This window comes from Luteibacter sp. 621, from assembly GCF_050435445.1.
GTDB lineage: Bacteria > Pseudomonadota > Gammaproteobacteria > Xanthomonadales > Rhodanobacteraceae > Luteibacter.
Map to the genome: position 1 here is coordinate 43125 of NZ_JBNDKI010000003.1, position 20985 is coordinate 64109.

A 20985-nucleotide genomic window follows, 5' to 3' on the forward strand; every position below is an offset into this window, starting at 1 on the left:
TTGCGGGGGAAAGCCTAGCGCTTGTCGAACACGACTCCTGCGGCGTCGAAATCTCCCTTGATCTGCAGGTCTATGCCGTGTTGCATCCAGTACGCACCGCTCGCGACCTCGGGGGTACCGGGCGCCGCCGTGCCATGGATAAAGCGAACGTGGTAACGCGCCGCCGCATCAAGCCCCTGCAAATGCAGCGTCGGGAAGCCATGCGCCTCTTCGCCCTGGCGCTGGAACGCGAACAGCACGGCCTGGCGGCGATCCGCCGCCACGGAGAACGTGGCCGACCAGGGCGCGCGGTTTTGCGGGGAAAGCAGGCGGTAGAGATCGCCCTTCTGCACCGTGGCGCGGATGGCCTTGTATTCGGCGATGTAGTGGCGTGCCGTGGCGTTGTCCGTCTCGTTCCATTCAAGCAGGTTGGCGCCAATACCCAGGCCGCCCTGCATGGACGAGAGGAAGCGGAAATCCAGCGACGTGGCGCGCTTGTTCACCCAATTCGGCGAACCGGTGACCCACGCCATCATCGTGGCAGGCGTATACGCCTGGCTAAAGCCATCCTGGATCGACAGGCGATCGGAGGGATCGGTGTTGTCAGAGGGCCACACCTCGTCGGTGAGTGCCATGATGCCCAGATCGACGCGCGCACCACCGCCCGAGCACGATTCGATCTCCACGCCCGGGTGCTTCTCACGCAAGCGGCGCAGGATGTCGTACAGGTTGCGGGTGTACGCCACGTACACCTTCTGCTGTTCGTCAGGCGACATCTGCGGCCAGCCCGGCTCGGACCAGTTACGGTTGTAGTCCCACTTAAGGAACTGGATATCGTTCTCGGCGAGCAACTTATCCAGCACGTCGAACACGTGGGCTTTTACATCCTCGCGCGCCAGGTTCAGCACGAGCTGGTTACGGCCTTCGCTGCGCTGGCGGTCGGTGAAGTTGAGCACCCAGTCGGGGTGCGCACGGTACAGGTCGCTGTCCGGGTTCACCATCTCCGGCTCCACCCACAGGCCGAAGCTCATCTTCAGGCCGTGCACCTTGTCGATCAGCGGCTTCAGTCCGTTAGGGAACTTGGTGCGGTTGACCACCCAATCGCCCAGCCCGGCGTGGTCGGTATTGCGTGCACCGAACCAGCCGTCGTCGATGACGAAGCGCTCGACGCCCAACGCCGCCGCGCGCTCAGCCAGCTTCTCCTGGCCTTCCTCGTTCACCTTGAATTCGGTGGCTTCCCACGAGTTGTAGAGCACAGGGCGCAGCTTGGCGGCATCGCCATTTGGCAGGATGCGGTTCTTTTCGAAGCGGTGCAGCAAGCGTGATGCCTCGCCCATGCCGTCGCTCGTGTAGCCACCGTAGAACACCGGCGTATCCAGCGCTTCGCCCGGCCTCAACCGGTAGCCGAAATCGAATGGGTTATAGCCGCCCGTCACGCGCACCTGGCCCAGGATGTCCTCGTCGACCCGGATGCTCCATGAGCCGCTCCAGCCAAGCGCGCCGAACCACACATCGCCCTGCTGTTCGTTCCACGCGCCGCCGCGGTTGATCGCGAACCACGGGTTGTTTTCATCGCCCGTCGAGCCGCGGCGGCTTTCCAGCACCGTGGAACCGGGCGTGATCGCCCGCGTCTGCAAGTGCCACTCACCCGCCCACGTACCGGTGAGGTAGCGCAAGGAATAGTCACTGCCGGCGGGCAGGCTCCAGGTCGCCGCGGCGGCGCTATCGATCGTCAGCGCCTGCTTGCTCGTGTTCTCGATGCGCGCGGAGCGGCCAATCACGCCCGTTGCTTCATCGGCCGTGTAGCGCAGTGTCACATCCACCCCGGCCTGGGCATCGCGCAGCAGGATCGCCAGTGCACCGTGGTCGATGCGGTAGCTGTCGTAGCGCAGGATCAGGTCACGGTTGCCATCGTCGAAGCGCACCTTGAGCGCGGGAATCGCCGTGAGGTTGCCACCCCACCCTGCGTACTCCTGGCGCGAGAGCGCTCCCTTGGGATCGAACGATGAGCGCTCTACTGCCGGTACGGCCGGCCCCAGCGGGTCATCGGCTGCAAGGCGCGCACCCCAGTACAACGTTTGCAGCTTGCCATCGGGATCCACCCCCATGGCGTAGGTGACCTTGCCGGCATCCAGGCGAAACACATGCGTCGAGGCGTCGTAGCGTGGCGTGGCATCGCGCGGCGCCGGTGCGGCGGCCAGCGGCATGGCAAGCGTGGCGGCAAGCGCCAGGGAAAGCCGGGAGATGGTGGCGTGCTGCTTCAACGGTCTTACCCCTCTTGGGAAACACGGAATGCAAAGGATCGTGCCAGCACCTGCCCCGGCGCCAGCACCGTCATGCCGTTGGCGGCGGCACCACCGGCGAGGTGCACAGCATTGGCCGGGTGGTCGACCGGCTCGAAGCAGAAGAAGTCTTCGCCTTCGGGAACGTAGAGGATGTAGGTGTCCACATCCGCCGTGATATGCAGGCTTAACCGTTCGCGCGGCCAGGTGATCCGTGCGGACCCGGGCCACCCCTGGAACGCATTGTTGAGGCCACCTTCGGGGAGGCCTGGATCGGAAGAAAAATCCCACGCCGGCGGGACCGTGTGACGAGCGAGGGGGATGAGGTTTCGCTCGTCGTTACGCCACACGGACCGCGCCGGGGCGTACAGCTGCACGCTACCGTGGCGGGGAAAGAAAGGGTGCAGGCCAAGCCCGAACGGCAACGCCGCGGCTCCTGCATTGGTGACGGAGAGTTCGACGCGTAGCGCGTCGCCTTCGAGGATGTAGGCCATGCGCGCGCGATAGTCGTAGCCGCCCTCGACGCCATCGTGCAGCGTGAGCACGGCCTGGTCGGCATCATGCCGCTCTACCTGCCATCGGCGCTGCCAGCCCGTGCCGTGGATGGCATAAGCCTCATCTGCGCGGTTCAGCGGCAAGCGGACATGCACGCCTTCGTGCGCGAACCCGCCCTCGGTGATCCGGTTGCTCCAGGGTACGAGCGGATAGCACGCCAACAGGTTGGGTTCGTAGCGTCCCGGTCCGGCCACGGGCACGTGCTCGCACGGCCGCATCAACGGCAACGGGTCGGCGCCACCCAGCCAATCGAACCTTGCGATGCCGCCACCCACCTCGGGCAGCAGCGTTACGCCAAGGCGCTCGTTGGCGAGTTCCAGCATTTATTGGTCTCCCCCACGCCATGGCGAGTCCAATTGTAGTATTTAATTATTATCGGACAGCAAGCTGCGGCGCAGCATCCCCGCAGGATCGGTGGCTTAGCGCCGGCGGCGAATGTTTCGGCGGGATGCGTCGACCATGTCGAACATGGCGGTGCGGGCTACCTCGGGCTGCTTGCGGCGGATCGCCTCGAGCACCTTGGCGTGCTGCGGCAGGGCCGCCTTGAAATCCACGGCCTTGCGCGCCGACAGCAGGAAATACTGGCCCAACGCCGTCTCGATGACGGTGAAAAGCGACACCATGAGTTCGTTGTTCGTGGCCATCAGCATGGTTTCGTGGAAGGCAAGGTCCGCCTCGGCCCAGGCATCGAGATCTTCCGCGGCGGCCATGGCTTCGTAGGCGGCCTTCAGCGCCGCCAGCTGGTCCGTGGTACGGCGTTTGGCCGCGGCTGCAGCCGCGCCCGGCTCGATAAGCTCGCGCATTTCCACAAGCTTATCGACGAAATCATTGGTGGGCATGGAAGCGCAACGCCAGGCCAGCACGTCCTGGTCGAGCTGCTTCCAGTGAACGGCCTCGCGCACCCGCGCACCCGTGCGCTGGCGCGATTCGATGAGGCCCTTGGCCACCAGCACCTTCATGGCCTCGCGCAGCGCCGTACGGCTCACATTGAGCTTTTCCGCGAGCAGATCCTCGCGCGGCAAACCCTCGCCAGGCGCCAGCTTGCCGCTCACGATGAGCTGGCCAAGCTGCTGTACGACCTGGCTGTGCAGGTTGCGTGCTGACACGGGCTTCAAGTGGGGGCGCTCCTTGTCTGGACGCCCACACGGTATTCGTCAGCTCGCGAAGTGGCAAGGTGGTTGCACCTGCAACCGCTGGAACCTGCGTGTTCGCAGGTTCCAGACCCAGGTCAAAACTCGATCCACACCGCTTCGTCCGTGACCGCCTTGCGCGGGGCCTGCCCCGACGCGTGGGCCGCAGTGGGGGCCGGTGCGGCGGCGCGCACGGCGTGTGCCGGCTCCGCATCGTCGGCGCCAGCGATGCTGAAGAACGCGACCTGGCGCATCAGCTCCTCGGCCAGTTCCAGCATCTGCTTGGCCGCCGCACTGGCTTCTTCCACCAGGGCGGCATTCTGCTGCGTCACCTCGTCGAGCGCGGTCACGGCGCCATTCACCTGCTCAATGCCGGCCGATTGCTGGAGCGATGCCGCAGCGATATTGCCGACGATACCCGATACCTTGGTCGCACCGTTCCCGATAAGCGCGAGTGCTTCGCCGGTGCGGCCGACGAGCACAGCGCCCGTATCGACCCGCTCGGAGGCGTCGGCGATCAGCTTCTTGATGTCGCGTGCCGCCGAAGCACTGCGCTGGGCCAGCGAGCGCACTTCGCTGGCCACCACGGCAAAGCCCCTGCCCTGTTCACCGGCCCGCGCCGCTTCCACTGCCGCGTTAAGCGCAAGCAGGTTCGTCTGGAAGGCAATTTCGTCGATGAGCACGGCGATCTCACCCACGCTGCGGCTACTACGGGTGATTTCCCCCATGGCCGCCACGGCTTCTTCAGCCACCGATTTACCTGCTTCCGCATCGCCATGCAGCGACGTGGTCAGGTCGCGGGCCATCTCAGCGCCTTCGGAGTTCTCGCGTACGGTCGCGGTCATTTCTTCCATGGACGCGGCGGTTTCCTCCAGCGAGGAAGCCTGCTCCTGCGTGCGGCTCGAAAGATCGTCAGTACCCGCGGAAATATCACGCGCGGCATAGGTGACCTGCTGCGCGTTGCTGCGCACCTGGCTGACGATGCGCGTCAGCTGCTCGTCCATCGTGCCAAGTGCACGCAGTGTTTCGCTGAGTTCGTCGCTCCCCTGCACGTCGAGGTGGTGGTTGAGCTCGCCCTGACTGATGCGGGCCGCCAGATCGCGGGCACGCAACAGCGGGCGGACCACCGCGCGGGCCAGCAGGAAACCGAGTAGCGCGACGAGTCCGGCGGAGACGACGAGCACGCCAATGGTGATGAACACCGTGCGGCGTTCACGCGCCGCCGCGGCGACGTAGTCGCCATCGGCCTGCTGCTCGTTGATAGTGATGAGCTGGGAGATCTGGCCGGTCGCCGAATCCATCGCCGGCCCCACGTCCTTGATCAGGTAAGGCACCACATCCTTGTCGCCCTTCTCGAGTTTCTCGAGCAGGGTTTTGACGTGGTCATCGGATTCCTCGCGTGCCGCGATGAATGCCTTGGCGGATGCGCGCTCCGAGTCGCTGCTCAGCAGGTCCGGGTAATAGCCGGACCAGTCCTTGGCCAGTTTTACCTGGCTCGCCGCCACCGCCTGCTTCGCGTCCAGGACAGCATCGGGCGTACCGCGCGCAATAGCGCGGTTCACCGCGTTGCGTTCGTTCATGAGTGAGGCGCGGACCTCGCTGACGCGCACGATCGGGATCAGGGAGGTGCGGTACATGCCCTCCAGACTGGTCTGCGTGTGGTCGAGGGCGACGAGGCCCGTAATGCCAATAACGATAGCGGCGATGAGTGCTGCCGCCATGGTCGAGATGATGCGCCACCTGATGGTCATGTTACCTAACTGCCCTAGGAAAAATTCCTAGGTGTTAACGGCAGCTATTGTCATGGCTTTAGTCTCACGGTTTGGTGCAACTCACTGATTTTGCTTACTTTGCAACATACGGTTACGAATTAGTGACAACTTGCGATCGATCTTCACAACCTGCCGAACTTTCATAGTGTTCGCGCGTTACGAGCCAAAACCACTCCGGTATAAGGATCCGTAATTGTTTACGTAGTAGCAGTATGCTTCGCCAGCACCATCGCCGTCAGAACCTCTCGCTCATCCTCTCGACCCTCGAACTCGCTGGCATCACCTGCCGCCAGGCGCAGTCAGAAGCTTTTGGAAGCGTTGTCACCCCCCGCAAGCTCACCCGGATGATGCTGGGCGGCAACGTGCCGTCCATGTTCGCCCGCGGCGCAGAACACGCCTTCGGGCTGAAACGGGGGTGGATGGACCTTCCCAACAACTCGCCACCCGTATTGCCGAAGCGGCTGGCACGGCCGGTGTACGCGCAAGCGTTCGTGCCGGAGCAGACGTCGCCGGACCCGGAGATCGCCGGCGACGTACCCGCCTGAGGTTCGAGCGGGACCGCCGAAGAATGGCCACGGCTTAGCCATGAAAAAGCCAGCCCCATTGAGCACAGTAGGCTCTTACCATGCCTGCGGGGAGCAGAAGCCATGAGCAAGGGACAATGGATGGGGCTGCTGGCGGCGCTGCTGCTTCCCGCCGCCGCCTGGGCTGGCACCAGCGGGTTGGAGCCCCTGCGCGACCAGCAAAACAAACCCTGGCAACCACCCGCGGGTATCGAACAGGTTCCGCTGTGGCCTGCGGACCTCCGCATCGCCGCGCCAGCAGCGACCGGGCCTGAAAGGTTTGGGTTTGCCAACGGAAAGATCGCTGACCGCCCGATCACCATGGTCGAGCTGGTGTCGCGCCCTACCGTGAGTATATTCCCGGCCAAGGGGAAGAACACCGGCGCCGCCATGCTGGTGCTTCCGGGAGGCGGCTACCGTGTATTGGCTATCGACCTGGAGGGCACGGAGATTTGCGACTGGCTTACCGCCAAGGGCATCACCTGCGCCGTGCTGAAGTATCGCGTGCCCGGCTCGGGACCGTATTGGGCCGATGAGTGCAATTGCCGGCGGGAGCCTAAGGAGCCCATGGCCTTGCAGGATGCGCAGCGCGCCATGGTGCTGTTGCGCCAGCGCGCGTCATCCCTGGGCATCGATCCGCACAAGGTCGGCGTGGTGGGCTTCTCCGCAGGCGGCCGCATGGTGGCCGATATCAGCACTCACACACGGTTGGCTTACAAGCCGGTAGACGATGCCGACAAACTCAACTTCCGGCCGGACTTCGCGATCGCAGGTTATCCCGGGCACCTGTGGGTAGGACCCGGGATCAAGCTGACCCATGAGGTACGAATCGATCCGAAGGGACCACCCACCTTCATCGTCCAGGCTGAAGACGACGCCACGGACGATATCCGCGAATCGCTTACCTATTACGTCGCCTTACAGCAGGCAGGTGTGCCGGTGGAAATGCATCTCTATGCCAAGGGCGGCCACGCCTTTGGCGTGCGCCAGACGGCGAACCCGATCACCCGCTGGACCGAACTCGCCGAAACCTGGATGCATACGATCGGGATGATTTAGCCCTGCTGAGCGACACAACCCCAACCATCGTTTTCACCGCCGAGTTCGTCGGCATCCTCAGCCAGCGCATCTTCATAGCCTGAGATGTTCTCGTAGCTCGGCTCCATGAACGGGTGGGCGAGGACCTGCCACGGCATGTCCTCGCCTTCTTCGTACTCGGAGAACGAAACCTTCTGCCCCTTGCGCAGAAGGATCACTGCGAACTTCAGTGCGGCCTCCTCGGTTGGGAATACCACCGCGAAATCGATCTCGCGGGGAATCGAGAGGTTGTCGCCCTGCTCGGCCATGTACTGCAGTACCTGGCCGTTTTCATCGTCCGGGAAGGTTGCTTCGCTATTCATCGGTATGGCCTTTCATTGAAAGATGCGTTCTTCGCCGCGGCCTGCATGGCCGCATCGACACCGATGGTGGCAGCACAGTTCGCCGTCCCCTGGTGGTTAACGGGGTCGATCATGCGCCTGAAATGCAACGTGTGTCTGTAGGTCTTGGGCCACCATGCCTGGCGGCCCCGTCGAAGGCGACCCACAAGGCGGTCATCGCCCGAACCGAGCGACAGGAATGCCCGGTGCTAGTCTTTCTGAACAGCTTTGATGACCGCGCTTACCGCAATGGTCGCCGCGCAGGCCACGGTCTGGCCATTCTGGCCCGATGAACATGATGGGCCGGTTTGCGCTTGATTGGATGGCGCCGTGGCGCACCCTGCCAACAGGATGCATCCGCAAATGATCAGGCTAATCGAAACGCGCATGGCGGGGTCTTCTTGATTGAGGACATGGTGCAGATTGTCGGCCATCGTAAGTGGCGGGTCTGTAGGGTTTCGCCTACATATACCCATCATGCGCCCGACAGGCCGCCGATGTCTTTACCGCCGATGTCTTTAGCGCTACGGACGCCAAGGGCTAAATCCCCTTCTCATCCAGGTAGGACGAACAGTGGGTGCAGTAGCGGATGCCGCGAATGCGGCTCTTTCGACGATTCGAGAAGCGGCGATGGCAGCTGAAGCATGTCCTCTTGCGCCATAAGGTCTGCTTGCTCAGCGAACGTTCGCCACAACAGGGACACCACTCGCCCTCAGGCCTGTCAACGGGCTTCTGGCACCCAGGGCAAATGAGCCTGGGTGCCACGAACAACGCCGATACGACAGTGAGCCAGCCAGCGATCGCCGTCATGGCAAAAAATGTGGGCATATGCCCGAGCGTGGACGCCAAGGCGATACTGAGAAAGAAAAGGACCGTGCCGCCGGCAGCGATTCGCTCAATGCGCCGATAGCGCTCTGCCACCGGGCTGAATGTGTCCCTAAGATCGGCCATGATCGCTTGCTTCCGTTTAGTCGCTTGGCAGCTGTGAGATGCTGAACTCTACATCCTTCACCCGCCGACCCAAGGGCACGCATGGCAACCTTCACCTTTCAGTCAAAATGGAAAGAAGAATTAGTTTGTGCCGGCCCAGGCGGTACGTTCGTGCTGGATTTCACTATGGGCACGCCATTTGTCTATTTGCCCACCGAACAAGCGTGGGAGCAGAAGGCGCCGCCGTGGGCGAAGCCCCTGTGGCCGGCGCTTCGTGACGAATTGCAAAACTGGTGTCGAAGCAATGACGTCGGGCTCGTCGTCGACGATGGTGCATCGGTGTACTGTTAAGCGCCGATATCCGCACTCAGAACAGCGCGATGTGATACCCGCTCTTCTCAACCGATAAGTAGACCATCGACTCGTCCGGACCCCTTGCCGTGAGAGCTAAGCCGCCAGTCATCCGTCGATAACACGCAAGAAAAGCAATGATGTATTCGAGTAGGAATGTCGCGTCGCGCGTCGCTCGCGTAACCCGCTGATGCTTCTGGTGCCCGGAGTGGGACTCGAACCCACATACCCTTTCGGATGAGGGATTTTAAGTCCCATAGTGAAAGCAGCTAAATCATTGATTTATCTCACTGCAAATTACGGTGCTCTTGCGGTTAACCCCCTGACGAACCTAGGATCGCTTCGGCATTTTTACGGGGGAAATTCGAATGGAAACGAGGCCGGTCAAGTTCCGGGAGTGGTCGCTTTGGCTAATCGCCTGGCTACCATTCGCCGGTGTGAGCGTCGAGAGTGTCCGCGATTGGATCAAGGCTCGGCTGCCCAGTCTGACATGGCTGGTCGGAACCATCTCAGTCCCATGGTTGGCAATCCTCTTTGGGACCGTCCTGATTGCTCTGGCGGCGTATCACGTTGGACGACGGGTGGGTCACACGGCAGCCAATGCGGCCGCGGACGCCGTCGCGGCACAGGTTAGGACAGGCACGAAGACACCCTCGGCGCCATTTGAACCAGATGAGATCCAGGCCGAGATCGTGAGGGTCCTGCGGTTCTTAGACCGTCAAGTTCTTCGCGGGCATCTGCTCGATACCTTGACGAAATTGAACAAAGAAATGTCATCCCGAGAGATCGAGCTGGCCATCGACGGGCTTTTACGCCAAGGCTGGCTGCGGCCAGTCCAACTTTGGAACGTAGTCGAGTATGAAACCGGCTATGAGCTCGAAGAGCCGGCGATGGCGTATGCGAAGGCCATGAAATTTCCGCATATCCGTTCGACCCCTAACTGTTAATCAGGGGGACGTTAGTTCGAGTGCAGCTTAGTGACTGGGGAGTACGCTTCCCATATGGCCGCAGCAGATCGTCCGATTCGATTTCTTCGCCTGCCCGAGGTTATGGCGGTGACTGGGTTGAGCCGATCGCAGGTCTACAAGCTGATTGCCGATAGAGCCTTCCCTCGTCAGGTAAAGCTGACACTGTCTACCTCGGCCTGGGTGGAGGCCGAGGTTCAGGAGTGGTGCCAAGCGCGCGTAGCCGAACGTGAAGCAACGGCCGGGCCGCCCGCCCTTCAACGTAGGTCGCCGCCCATCCCCTCAAGGGGCAGGGCTGGTTCTCAGCGCCTTACCAGGGCCAGGACGGCGGCCAAGCACTATTGTAGTTTTCGAGCTGCCTGACCCAGCTCCCATGGGGGATCCGATCCTTCAAAATGTTCGGAATTCGATAGGACCGGCCTGCCCGATCGACTAGCACCTGCTCGACGTACCACTGGCCGGAGCCAGCAGGAAACCGCTTGAGCCAGCAACATCCCACAAGGTCGGTGCGCTGCACTTTCCACGAACGGAATAGCGTTTTCAACGCGAAAGAGTCTTGATCCATCAACGCTCGTGTCACCGCCATGTTGAACGCGAGCAAGCTGTAGAACATTCCAAGGGAAAAGAGCCCAATGCCGGCAGTACTGAACGCGCGCCCGGGCGAGTGCCACCACCAATGAGCAATGAGCCCCGCTATCGCGAGGCAGCCCAGACCGGAGAGCCAAGCAAAGAGGCGGGCCATCGGGTGCGGCAAGATTAGTTCCTGACCATTGGCATCCGCACCAGGCGGCAGCGTGCCGCCCCGTTGCCGAGCGCGGGCGATGGCAAGCTCCATCGGGGAGTCGTCATCCCGGTATCTACGACGCTGCTGAAACTGCAGAACGCTGGTAAACCCCACAATGACCATGAGGCCAACGACGAGGAATAATTCCACGGTGCGCGTCATGCCAGCCTTCCCTGACCAAAATTAGATTCGCAGTTTCTCGCGATCTTAGCTGCGGCCGAGTCGGCCGTCGAGCCAGACGCTCGAACTAGCTGACAGAGACCACTTGACTGTTAATCAGGGGTACGTTGGTTCGAGTGCAGCTTATTGGCTTGGGAGTACGCTTCCGATATGGCCGCAGCAGAACTTCGGCGACCACATAGTCAGGACTTGGCTTTATAGATGTCGGGATGCGCCTCAATCTCGGCTTGAACGAGCTGCGCCTCCGGTCCGACGGCATCGACCGCCGTTAAGATACCCTCTACTGGGACACCGAGGACCAAGCCCCATAGAACCAGGCCGTGCTCATCGCCCAGGTCGATGAACCGAAGAGTGCCTTCGCGAGGTCGCTTCTCTTCATTAGACATCCTGTGCCCCTGTTCGGCTGCGTGGTGTGGGCCGCAAAATCCCTCTGAACGCGTCAGCGATTCGTCACCGCATTGTCGGCCAGCTTTTTAGGTGGCTTAACGCGTGCTCCGGCAAAAAGCCGGCGGGCTATAACGGCCCGCCGGGTAGCCCGGGATGGCGAATCTTGACGCTATGACTCGGCCCTTGACCGAACGGGCGCTCACGCGTCTTTCGAACCCAAGGGGACTACAGCGCGCTCTCCCCGGTTTCCTGCGTTATCGACGCGACGGACCGGAGCTGGACGCGGCTGCGACGGTGAGGTGCGGCCAAGCGTAATGTTCTTCGACGCGCGTACCTCGCGATTCGCAAAGGTCCAGATCTCGCCCGTCTCGGTGATGAAGACCGTCCAGTACAGGTCCGACTCGGGACCGTAGTCGATCAGGAAGTGGGCAAAGCCCTCACCCTTGGGGGTATTGAGCGGCAGTGGTGGATTAAGTTGCAGCATAGGGGTCATCCACCTTTCTGCGTGTGGTTGTCCTCCCCGGTGCCATCGACCGGATCGCCCGATGCGTCTGTATCCCGGCGCCGTGTTGGATTGCGCGGGTTTTCGGGGACGTCGTTTTGTCCAGGGTGCTTTTCCGGGGCATTCTTTTCATTAGCCATATTGCTTGTCTCCACAATTGGTGGCGCGGCCCATTGGTGCCGCGATTGGCGGACGAGGACGCGTGACGCCCGATCTAAAGGAATCAGCCATGGATATCCGGGTCGCTATCGCCGGGGTCGGAATCCGGCGGCTGCGGATCATCGATCGGGCGGTCGCGCTTGTTCGGGTCTCTCTGGGGAGCGTCACCAGGAGGTGCATCCGGCGACGGTGGTTGTTTACTGGGCGACGTGGGATCGCCGATGGGCTTCTGATTCTCGCGGGGATCGGTTGTCATAGTCGTTCTCAGGTGGTGAGGCGCAAGCCTTCCCAATCAGCCGTGACGAAAAGCACCCGATAGCGTTGACCATATGTGACGTCTTCACAGACGTGACGACCGTTCCCCATCTCCATTCGTGAGAGCGATCGGTCAAGATGACCACACGAAGCGATCGAAGAGCCGGCGCCCGCGGCAGGCACTCCTCAGGGGCTGGGACGACGTCCGGCAGCAAGCGTAGCAATCAGGTTGCTGGCGGTAACGCAGCAGTGGCGCGTCTACCTCTAGCCAATTTCGGCAAGATTAGGCCCCCGCTACAGATGTCACCCTTTTATCGTTGACCGGCCGGCAGCTGATTGGGCACCCTGCGGAAGCTTCTTGGGATCAGGGGATCATCTGAGGGAACTAGCTATGTTTAAGAAGTTACTTACGTGCGTTGCGCTCTTGGTGGGATGCACGTCGATGGGTGCGTACGCCACCGATACTTTCAAGGTCGATCTCTCTGTGGCGCGCAATGGGATCGTGGTGGGCAAGCCAAGTATTCAGATTGCCGCTGATCGCAATGCCGATCTCACCGTGACACCGCCGGGCTCGTCCGCAGAAAATGCCATTCGCGTTGTGGTCTCGGTGGCTGCAGCGGACCCTGGCACTGTTGGTGTCCATCTGATGGTCTTTGATCGTGCCAACGGCGAGTGGACGCTGCGTGCCGAGCCCACGATGAAGGCGAAGCTCGGTAGCGACGTGCAGTTGAACGTCGGCACCAAAGGCCTGGCCCGCGTTGCATCCCCTATTGATGTGACCGTGAAGGTGGCAGCCGCGCCGCCGGTGGCCGTTGTCAGTTCTGAATGGGGCGGATCGCCGGCACTGGATTTGACGGCATCCCCGCTCTCCTGCAACTGCTGTACCGCAGGTAATGTGCAGTGCTGCAACGTGGTCAGCTGTTGCGAGCAGGTTTCAGGTAACTGCTGCACCCCGCCCTGCCACAGAGCTGAAGCCGATCGCAACCTGTCCAGGGTTGAAGCCGACCGCCCGCGGCGCGTTGCACGCCCGATGAGCTATAGCGAGATGCAGGTCACGTTGCTCGACGACACTCTGGCCGCCAGTTCGCAGCGGGTGGGCAATGGAGCCGCATTCCTCGGGTTGTCTGCCCAGGTGTTTGACTCTACGGTCTGAAAATCGACGGTTCAGCGGGGAACCACGACCTCGCTGGACCTGTGGCCCGGCGGCGTTGCCCCTGACTGGCAACCCGCCGAGCCACCCGCTAAGACTGAAGACGTAATCCTGTCGCGATCGTTGAGAACATGTGGTTAGAGAATGACCACATGAACTCGTTCCGATCCTCCCAGCGCGCATGGCGCAATGGCACCGCCGGCAATACCAGCTCGGGCGGCACTGGTTATCTGTTCTGTGAGCGCCACCGCGAGCGCTACCGCAACGACCGCCGGTGTCCCGTCTGCGACCCCACGGTCCGCCCTGTCCGGCCCATGAGGCGCCGCTGATGGGTTTCTACGGCCGTAGTGCATGGCAGCGCCAGCGCGATAGGCGGCGCGAGGTAGCGAACGCCTGGAAAGAGTGCCCCGTCCGAGGCGTGGCAGCTACAACCGATGCAAACGGCACTCTGGCCTGTATGTTCCCGGCCTCTGCCTGAAATGCGCCGCCACGCAATATGAGGCGGCGAAGCGCGACAAGCCCGTTTCAGGCTGATCGATGCATGATTCCCTAGGCTGGTCGCGGGCCGCGGCTGCGGTGGAACCTACATGCAAAAACGGCGTATCGTCGGAGAATGACCTCGCCTGAACACGCCGATGACCGAGTAGCGGACCTTATGTCCGATGCCGCGGATTTGGGCGACGCTATGCTATGTGGCGACATCGACGAGGCGCGCTTCTTGACCCATCGGATGTCCGTGAAGGCCATGCGCGCAGGCCTGATTGAGGTTGCCATTACTGCGGAACGGCTGGCGACCGCTCTGGGCCCCGTAGGCACTACGCCCGCGACAGGATATGGGACCCAACTCCTGGCTCTCGCCGATGCGATGCGAAGGACGGGCGGCGTGCCGCCACCTCGCGGGCGGTAATTGGCACCGCTCCATCCCGTTTCAAACCGGACCCTAAACTGGCCGGCAAGCCACGCAGCGACGACAGGCCCGTTCGCAAAACCGACACCGCTTCGCCGTCGTCGTGGAGGGGCGGGTCTTTTGCTCCCTGCATCCGAATTCCTCCCTCGCACGTATCCTCCTGCATGCCGACACAAGCCGCCCGTCTAGCCAAGCTGCGCGCCGTCATCACCGTGCTGGAGCGTGAAGGTATGTCTTCGCGAAAAGCCCAGGCCCGTTACCTAGGTAACGTGGTGACGCCGAGGCGGCTTCAGGCCATGTTGGACGGGGGGCGCATCGATGCTCTGTTCGCCGCGCACGTCGAGCACGTGTTGCTTAAGCCGCGCGGCTGGATGAGTGGGGGTACGGAGGCTCGGTCCCGTGAACACGACATTGAGGATCTCTCAACAGCGACTTGATCGCCTGCAAGTACTTTGCCACCGGATGAGCGTGTGGGAGGTAAAATGGGGGGAGAGGCGCGGTCTCTCGTCGTGCTGGCGACAGACCTAAAACATGAGGCCATTGAGATGAACCGCGCAGCGACCGCTGACGATTTCAACGGCGCGCGATTCTGGGCCTCAAGCATCGCAGCGAAGGCCAGGCACGCCCGGCTCGCGGAGATACGCACGGCGGCACTCCGGGTCCTCTTGTATCTCGGGCCTATAGATACGCCACCTACGCACGGATTCGGGAAGGCGATGCTACATCTCGCGGACCTATTGGTCGGCATCGCCTACAGCGCGCAAGCCGATGAGTAGCCAGCACGATGGCAAGGGGCAAGGGACCGCATACAGATCGCGGCCGCGCACCTGCCAGTCAACCTCCTTGACGGAATCCTGCACGGTTAACCCCGGCATCAAGAGATGCTTTGAGGTGCTCGTCGAACAGTCGCCAAACACCGTCCTCGCCTTCCACATTCACGAGCACCTTTAAGCCGGACCGCGCCAACTGAAGGGCACGCGCATTCGCGAACGAGAGAGCCAAGAACCGCGTCTCGAATTCCGTAACAGAGCCTTGCTCAATCACGTACCAAGGACCGCCCTCCCCGGCATGAGCGAATGGAAGATCCAGGATGACCATAGGAAAGTGATCGGTGGACTGACGGCCACCAATTTTGCCGTAAATGCATGAAAAGCACGACAATTCTTCGTCACGGAGACATCAGTGGAACAGATTTGCACCTGACTACCCTTCCTTGCACTTGAGTGACGCCCGCGTATTCAGTCAGGTCTGTCAGGCCGTGTCGCAAGCGCTTCAGCCCACGAGGCTCCACCGGCGCTAACCTTCCCCCATGGACCTTATCGACGAAGATGCCGTCCTCCGCTTCGCCCAGCTCTGTGCTGACGCGACAGCGGTGAACGACGCCGCCCTAGCCAGCGACTTCGACGAGGCCCGTTCCGCGCTCGTTGGATATTCGACCTCGCGCTGGAAATGGGGTGGAACGCTGTCGCACAGACGGCTAGCGAAATCGAACAACTCCTTGGGCCGCCTGGAACGGAACCGCTCCCTTGATACGGGACCGAAATGCTGCTCCTGGCTAAGCTCCTAGCCCACGTCTACCTGGCTGGTCAGCCGTCCCGCATCAATCGCTCTAGGATGCGAAGCCTCGGTTCTGCATTGGCGTAGGCTCTGACCGCGTGAAGAAGAGACCGCTCGAAGACCATACGTTGCTCTCTCGAGAGCGAATCCTCGCCGCCGTCGAGGATCTGCCTGGCGACCTGCTCCGCTGGCGAGCCATCAACCAGGTATCCGTCGCTGATTAGCCCACGGATGAGGGCTTTCAGGTCCCATGCCCCTCCCCTAGCCACGCGCGCTCCCCGACGGCCTGCTGAACGCGAATGGCACAGGTCGAGCACGGAAGCTCCGGGAGATCCAGGCTTCAATCACTTCCAAAGCCGCAGAGCCAGTGACCTCTCGCGTCTCTAGCTCCATGGATCGTGACGTCCTGAACGAGTAGTAGCAGTTGCCCGCTTCGTCGACCAGCTCCACGGCATTGATACCTAGGGCCGGGTTCCTACGCAGCCGGAGAAACGTTGCAAATCCAAAGACCGTGGTCGGGTATTGTTCAACAGATCGGCGCTTATCCATGGACTGACATGTCAGCGTTCGAGGTCGAGGCGTGGCTTACCTATACACCGAAGAAATGCAAAGCCCCTGCCAGCGGACAGGGGCTAGGGTGACGCAGCCGGGGGTACGGGGATAACCGCGCCACTGGCGTTAAGTTAGCTATGAAAGTGTTGTTTTTTTGTGAGCGAATCGATGATTTCGTCATGGGCGCTCGCCTTCAGCCCAATCATCCAAAGCGGAAGCGCGGCCACCATCCATCCATCCAGCGGGCCTGTGCATGGCCCACTCCATTTCACGTGCAACTTCGTCAGTGATCGGTTCACCTGTAACCAGTGCCTTGAGATCGTTTCCGCTTATTCCACCCAAGACCTTACCCAGTGCTCTCCAGGAGCGCACGCCCTCCGCATCCAGTTCATTGATGAGAACTTGCAGGCACGCCCGGCGGCATGCCTGTACGGTCGGATCATAGACATGAGGGCGAGCTTGGCTTTCCAAGGCGCAAAACCGAAATACCGCAAACTCGCCGATTTTACATATCCTCTTTGCGGAGAGTTAGTGGCGTGCGAAGGACGGGCACCGATACAGGTTGGGGTGGACCATTCGATCATGGCCCATGGTAGCGGTCACGAGGTCGACAGGGGGAACGATGGTGGGAGCCGGGACCGCGCTACGGCGACGCCATGCCTCGTCTGGCGAAGCTCATGACACCGCCGATCGAGCCCAGGCCTCCTGCGTAGCAGGAGCTTGCGCTGCCCCGTAGCCGACCTGAGGCGGTGATGGCCAGCTGGGGTTGGCGGTGAGCACAACGCCGTTTACCGCGACGCGGAAGGTCTTCCATGCCTTCAACATGGATGCATCGGCGTCGATTGCCTCGCCGATATCGACGGCATCCTGCAGCGGCGGGATGGCTCGAGTGGCTGCGTACCGCATGGCATTTCGGGGGGCGGTGTTCTCCGCCAGGATCTGATCAGCGGACGTTGGCGGCGTTACCGGCGGTGGGGGTGCGGTAAAGACCCCTGCGGCAAAGGACCAGCCAATGCCCGCATTGACGTCAGCCGGAATTTCCACGACTTCCGTACCGTCAGGCGCCTCCCAGGCCGTCACGCCATCCCAGGCAACCACGTTGACGATCACGCCATCTTGCACCACCGCATACGTCTTCACGTCACTCATGGGAACGTCCTCACGCAAATTCAAAGATGACTAGGATGCCGGCCGTACCGTTGCCGCCCGATTGGCCGACGTTGCTGCTGGTCTGGGCCGCACCACCGCCACCGGAGCCGAAGCCAGAGCCCGTCAAACCAGCCGATGGGGCTGCGGCGGCCATGGCTCCGCGACCGAATGGAGTGTCCCCACCGGCGCCACCACGCAAGGACTAGCCCCAAGACGATGTCCGGGATGCCCGAGACGCTCAGCTGCGACTTTAAGAGCGTTCCACCCGTGACGGTGGGGTCGGTCACGCCAACGGTATTCGGGAAGACACCCGCCGTGGACGCGCTTGCCGTGCCGTTCGATCCGCCGAGGCCGCCGGGGATAGGAAGAATCGATCCCAGCGTCGTCGCGCAACCCGGATGCGGACTTGTGACGCTATAGCCGCCGCTCCAGCCAACGCGCGGTCACCCGAGCGGTTACAGCTAAAATCACGATGACTAGCCAGCCAGCCATCACTCGGTCGACCGCTTATAGATATGCGGGTGGGCTTCGATCTCCTTCTGGACCATGCAAGCTTCTGGTCCGACAGCTTCGACCGCGGTCAGAATTGCCTCGACCAATACACCCAGCACGATCGACCAGAGCGCCAGGCCCTGTTCGTCGCTCAAGTCGATGTGCTTCAACGTGCTGCCTTCCGGCCACTCTTCATCGCTCACAATCGTCTCCCCATGGGCGCGCGTCACGTTGAACCAAAGGCCTGGCATTTATCACAACCCGGTCGGCTAAGACCCGGCAGTCCGTGGTCCCGCGTACTCTGAGTCAAAAAGCCCGGCGAAACACGAAGGTTCTGCCGGGACGCCGGGAGCGACGAAATTGTGCATAGCAAATTAGCGGCTCGGCCTATCGATCGAATTTTCGTCGTTAGTAGTGTTTCGGGGGCATCAAGCCCTGAATCATCAACCTCCCGGTCCGGCGTTCCGTGCCCTTCCCTGTTCGGGCCGGGGGATGGTGGATCTCCCGACGGGTCGTCTACCGACCTCGCATTACTCGTAGGTGCATTTCTCGGTGGCTCCCTTTCGAAAAGGTAAGTTACTCGGCTCATCGTGGCACTTCACGCTAGGAGCCTCAATCGTGTGCCGTCATAAGTGACGGTGGAGGATGACTGCTGCATGTGAAGCGTGACGCCTTCACAGCGTATCCAGCACTTGGGATCAATGTGCGCGCGGATCTGGCGCATGTTTCGTGGAACACGACTCCACTTAGCTCGGAATGTCCGCCCTTAACTCCGACCTGCGTGGCGCGTATTCAGCGGACGTCTCAGCCGATTGAACAGTGGCGACTAACCCCTCGCTACAACGCAGGCCATCACACTGGGTGTCCGGGACGTGATGGCCGGACATCGAGCGCAGCACGGGACCTTTCTAAGTGAGGGGGGAACATGGCGTACAGCAGCCAGTTGAGCTGCTCACCCCTGTTGCTGATCGCGGGCGACGTCTCTCGAGGAAGTACCCAATGTTCACGCACAACAAAAGACTTCAGTACACCGTTCGTGTGTCTGAGTCGAACCCCGGGCTTGCCAATCTCATGCTGGAGCAGTTTGGTGGTCCCCAAGGCGAGCTGGCTGCTGCCATGCGGTATTTTACCCAAGCGATTGGCGAGGAAGATGCTGGACGGAAGGATATGCTGCTCGACATCGCGACGGAGGAGCTGAGCCATCTAGAAATCGTAGGCTCGATCATCGGGATGCTCAATCGAGGCGGAAAGGGCCTACTGGCCGAAGGGGTCGAAGAGCAGGAAGAGATGTTCCGAGCGCTTCAGGGCGCGGGCAACGACAGCCATGTGACGCAGATTCTCTTTGGGGGAGGCCCTGCCTTGGTCAACAGTGCCGGCGTTCCGTTTAGCGGGGCTTACGTTGATTCAATCGGCGAACCCACCGCCGACCTTCGATCGAATATAGCTGCGGAGGCGCGAGCGAAGATCGTATATGAGCGTTTGATCAACGTGACAGACGATGTGGGGGTTCGGGACGCATTGACCTTCCTCATGACACGTGAGATCGCGCATCAGAAATCATTCGAGAAGGCGCTCTACTCAATGGATTCGAGCTTTCCGCCCGGAAAGCTACCCGGCGATCCGAGATTCACCAACGTTTATGTCAACGCATCACGTGGGGAAGGCGACGCAGGCGGCCCATGGAACCGTGGTGAGCAATGGCAGGTGGTCGTCCCCAGTGATGAGACGCTGCCTTTCGACGACGGCGACGGCACAGCCTCGGTTGAGCTAGGTTCTTCCGAAGAAATCGCAATCATTGCATTCGCCACGCGTGGAGCATCAGAGCCTGGGCGCGACCCCATTACGGGAACGGATCTGGGAACCGTGACGCAGGAACAGAAGGAAAAATGAGCCCGGCGGCTCATTTGTACTACCGGAGGCGGCATCCTTTGAGGTGCCGACCTCTTATCTTGGCTGCGCTCTTTCTGACGATGCTTCTGATTTGCGCTGCTCGGCACGTTATATAGCTGGCCATTTATTGGCAATGACCGACTGTTGCTCACGGCACCGCGCGATGGCGCTGACTCAGGCCAGCGAATAGCCAAGCCTCTATCAGGGCTACGACATCAGCATCAGGCCGCTCTCGGCTAGACGACTCAATCGAAGCTGGTAGGTAAAAAGAACGGAAGCAAATTCCGGCTTCGTTCACCACTTCGATAAGGTGCACACCACGCCGCCCGTTCCGGCGGAAACGTAGAAACGTCGGCACTGAAAATGCCGTCGTAGGGTGCAGCTTCAGCGATCGAGGCTCTGTCATCTGCAATGCGGACCGAATAGGAGTGTGGCCTGAAGGAATCCCTGTCGAGTCATCGCCACCGTCGGGACCGCTAAACCCAAGCCGATCGTAGCATTCGCACGACAACACGTCGCGCCTCAAGACAGCTGCACTGTCAATCCGAGTCTCTCATGGGAACATCGGCCATGGCGCCTCCCTCGTTTGCGTAGACGTCATGGGCCGCTTGGTCCTCGGCCTCCTGATTAGGCCTGACGACCGAAGCTTCCTGGCTAAGCGGCAGTACGGTGGTCCCAGCAGCCTTAAGGCCGCGCGACCCGTATAGAAGTGTCATGTGGCCGCCGCCAAGCATCGAAGTGTCCTTTATTCGATTCTAGATTGTCCCGTCTACAGTTACCGTGCCGCGAATCCTCGGTTAGTTTGACGAACGAGCATCCCCTCACCGGCTGGGAACGACAAACTACTGCCACCGTCACGCCTACAGGACCAGGATCAATGCTCACCCGAAGGAGATCGACATGAGCAACGACAACCGCAATCAGAAACCGAACCAGCCAAACCAGCCAAACCGCGACACTGGCAAGAAAACTGGCGAAATACCAGGCCAGAACGACCGTAAGGAAGGCAAGGACGAAAGTCACTCGCAGAAGTCCCAGAAGTAATTAGGCCTCCGAGAACGGTGGTCGAGCACCGT

24 protein-coding genes are annotated in these 20985 nt (G+C 61.3%); 10 read left to right on the plus strand and 14 right to left on the minus strand.

Translation table 11 applies throughout. The features are described from left to right. Positions 1-14 precede the first annotated feature (14 nt). The 4 genes from ABIE56_RS04540 to ABIE56_RS04555 form a co-directional block, all read right to left on the minus strand. The gene (locus ABIE56_RS04540) at positions 15-2243 is read right to left on the minus strand and encodes an alpha-galactosidase (protein WP_429242650.1); all 2229 of its coding nucleotides are present in this window, start codon (positions 2241-2243) and stop codon (positions 15-17) included. Positions 2244-2248: 5 nt separating this feature from the next. Next, entirely contained in the window at positions 2249-3139 is an 891-nt protein-coding gene (locus ABIE56_RS04545) for an aldose 1-epimerase (protein WP_429242651.1), read from the minus strand. A 96-nt stretch (positions 3140-3235) separates the two neighbouring features. Beyond that, positions 3236-3922 carry a FadR/GntR family transcriptional regulator gene (locus ABIE56_RS04550; RefSeq protein WP_429242940.1) on the minus strand — a complete coding sequence of 229 codons (687 nt, stop codon included), beginning with the start codon at positions 3920-3922 and terminating at the stop codon, positions 3236-3238. Between the two features lie 122 nt (positions 3923-4044). After that, positions 4045-5697 (minus strand): methyl-accepting chemotaxis protein, encoded by a 1653-nt coding sequence (locus ABIE56_RS04555; RefSeq protein ID WP_429242652.1) that lies wholly within the window; start codon positions 5695-5697, stop codon positions 4045-4047. 233 nt (positions 5698-5930) lie between these two features. On the opposite strand from ABIE56_RS04555, the gene ABIE56_RS04560 reads away from it, so the two are divergent. After that, positions 5931-6263: a hypothetical protein gene (locus ABIE56_RS04560; protein ID WP_429242653.1), complete on the plus strand. Its 333-nt coding sequence runs from the start codon at positions 5931-5933 to the stop codon at positions 6261-6263. A 102-nt stretch (positions 6264-6365) separates the two neighbouring features. Further along, positions 6366-7340 carry an alpha/beta hydrolase gene (locus tag ABIE56_RS04565; RefSeq protein WP_429242654.1) on the plus strand — a complete coding sequence of 325 codons (975 nt, stop codon included), beginning with the start codon at positions 6366-6368 and terminating at the stop codon, positions 7338-7340. On the opposite strand, the gene ABIE56_RS04570 is transcribed toward ABIE56_RS04565, so the two are convergent. The 3 genes from ABIE56_RS04570 to ABIE56_RS04580 form a co-directional block, all read right to left on the minus strand. Beyond that, on the minus strand, positions 7337-7681 hold the full coding sequence (locus tag ABIE56_RS04570; RefSeq protein WP_429242655.1) for a ribonuclease E inhibitor RraB: 345 nt from the start codon (positions 7679-7681) through the stop codon (positions 7337-7339). The genes ABIE56_RS04565 and ABIE56_RS04570 overlap by 4 nt on opposite strands. Before the next feature lie 227 nt (positions 7682-7908). Next, positions 7909-8133, minus strand: coding sequence for a hypothetical protein (locus tag ABIE56_RS04575; protein WP_429242656.1), 225 nt, complete (start codon positions 8131-8133; stop codon positions 7909-7911). A gap of 106 nt (positions 8134-8239) precedes the next feature. After that, positions 8240-8650, minus strand: a complete 411-nt coding sequence (locus ABIE56_RS04580) for a hypothetical protein (RefSeq protein ID WP_429242657.1) — start codon at positions 8648-8650, stop codon at positions 8240-8242. Between the two features lie 81 nt (positions 8651-8731). Here ABIE56_RS04580 and ABIE56_RS04585 point away from each other — a divergent pair, with 81 nt between their 5' ends. The 3 genes from ABIE56_RS04585 to ABIE56_RS04595 all read left to right on the plus strand — a co-directional run bounded on the left by ABIE56_RS04585 (position 8732) and on the right by ABIE56_RS04595 (position 10308). Beyond that, positions 8732-8980 carry a hypothetical protein gene (locus ABIE56_RS04585; RefSeq protein WP_429242658.1) on the plus strand — a complete coding sequence of 83 codons (249 nt, stop codon included), beginning with the start codon at positions 8732-8734 and terminating at the stop codon, positions 8978-8980. Positions 8981-9348: 368 nt separating this feature from the next. Continuing rightward, positions 9349-9927, plus strand: coding sequence for a hypothetical protein (locus ABIE56_RS04590; RefSeq protein ID WP_429242659.1), 579 nt, complete (start codon positions 9349-9351; stop codon positions 9925-9927). 54 nt (positions 9928-9981) lie between these two features. Beyond that, the gene (locus ABIE56_RS04595) at positions 9982-10308 is read left to right on the plus strand and encodes an AlpA family phage regulatory protein (RefSeq protein ID WP_429242660.1); all 327 of its coding nucleotides are present in this window, start codon (positions 9982-9984) and stop codon (positions 10306-10308) included. On the opposite strand, the gene ABIE56_RS04600 is transcribed toward ABIE56_RS04595, so the two are convergent. From ABIE56_RS04600 to ABIE56_RS04615, 4 genes are all read right to left on the minus strand, one after another. Continuing rightward, positions 10256-10891 carry a hypothetical protein gene (locus ABIE56_RS04600; RefSeq protein ID WP_429242661.1) on the minus strand — a complete coding sequence of 212 codons (636 nt, stop codon included), beginning with the start codon at positions 10889-10891 and terminating at the stop codon, positions 10256-10258. The genes ABIE56_RS04595 and ABIE56_RS04600 overlap by 53 nt on opposite strands. Positions 10892-11091: 200 nt before the next feature. Beyond that, positions 11092-11295 (minus strand): hypothetical protein, encoded by a 204-nt coding sequence (locus tag ABIE56_RS04605; RefSeq protein WP_429242662.1) that lies wholly within the window; start codon positions 11293-11295, stop codon positions 11092-11094. A gap of 200 nt (positions 11296-11495) precedes the next feature. Further along, complete coding sequence (locus ABIE56_RS04610; protein ID WP_429242663.1) at positions 11496-11780, minus strand: hypothetical protein; 285 nt, start codon at positions 11778-11780, stop codon at positions 11496-11498. A 241-nt stretch (positions 11781-12021) separates the two neighbouring features. After that, complete coding sequence (locus ABIE56_RS04615) at positions 12022-12213, minus strand: hypothetical protein (protein ID WP_429242664.1); 192 nt, start codon at positions 12211-12213, stop codon at positions 12022-12024. 390 nt (positions 12214-12603) lie between these two features. Between ABIE56_RS04615 and ABIE56_RS04620 the strand changes: the two genes are divergently transcribed. Together ABIE56_RS04620 and ABIE56_RS04625 are read left to right on the plus strand one after the other, a co-directional pair. After that, complete coding sequence (locus ABIE56_RS04620) at positions 12604-13365, plus strand: hypothetical protein (RefSeq protein WP_429242665.1); 762 nt, start codon at positions 12604-12606, stop codon at positions 13363-13365. 149 nt (positions 13366-13514) lie between these two features. Next, on the plus strand, positions 13515-13691 hold the full coding sequence (locus tag ABIE56_RS04625; RefSeq protein ID WP_429242666.1) for a hypothetical protein: 177 nt from the start codon (positions 13515-13517) through the stop codon (positions 13689-13691). Between the two features lie 1412 nt (positions 13692-15103). On the opposite strand, the gene ABIE56_RS04630 is transcribed toward ABIE56_RS04625, so the two are convergent. Further along, positions 15104-15367 (minus strand): hypothetical protein, encoded by a 264-nt coding sequence (locus ABIE56_RS04630; RefSeq protein ID WP_429242667.1) that lies wholly within the window; start codon positions 15365-15367, stop codon positions 15104-15106. A gap of 557 nt (positions 15368-15924) precedes the next feature. On the opposite strand from ABIE56_RS04630, the gene ABIE56_RS04635 reads away from it, so the two are divergent. After that, positions 15925-16050, plus strand: a complete 126-nt coding sequence (locus tag ABIE56_RS04635) for a hypothetical protein (protein ID WP_429242668.1) — start codon at positions 15925-15927, stop codon at positions 16048-16050. A gap of 1003 nt (positions 16051-17053) precedes the next feature. On the opposite strand, the gene ABIE56_RS04640 is transcribed toward ABIE56_RS04635, so the two are convergent. Both ABIE56_RS04640 and ABIE56_RS04645 read right to left on the minus strand, forming a co-directional pair. Next, complete coding sequence (locus ABIE56_RS04640) at positions 17054-17527, minus strand: tail fiber assembly protein (protein WP_429242669.1); 474 nt, start codon at positions 17525-17527, stop codon at positions 17054-17056. A 491-nt stretch (positions 17528-18018) separates the two neighbouring features. After that, positions 18019-18270, minus strand: coding sequence for a DUF3606 domain-containing protein (locus ABIE56_RS04645; RefSeq protein WP_429242670.1), 252 nt, complete (start codon positions 18268-18270; stop codon positions 18019-18021). Positions 18271-19018: 748 nt separating this feature from the next. Here ABIE56_RS04645 and ABIE56_RS04650 point away from each other — a divergent pair. After that, positions 19019-19909, plus strand: coding sequence for a manganese catalase family protein (locus ABIE56_RS04650; protein ID WP_429242671.1), 891 nt, complete (start codon positions 19019-19021; stop codon positions 19907-19909). A gap of 900 nt (positions 19910-20809) precedes the next feature. After that, entirely contained in the window at positions 20810-20953 is a 144-nt protein-coding gene (locus tag ABIE56_RS04655) for a hypothetical protein (RefSeq protein WP_429242672.1), read from the plus strand. Positions 20954-20985 lie beyond the last annotated feature (32 nt).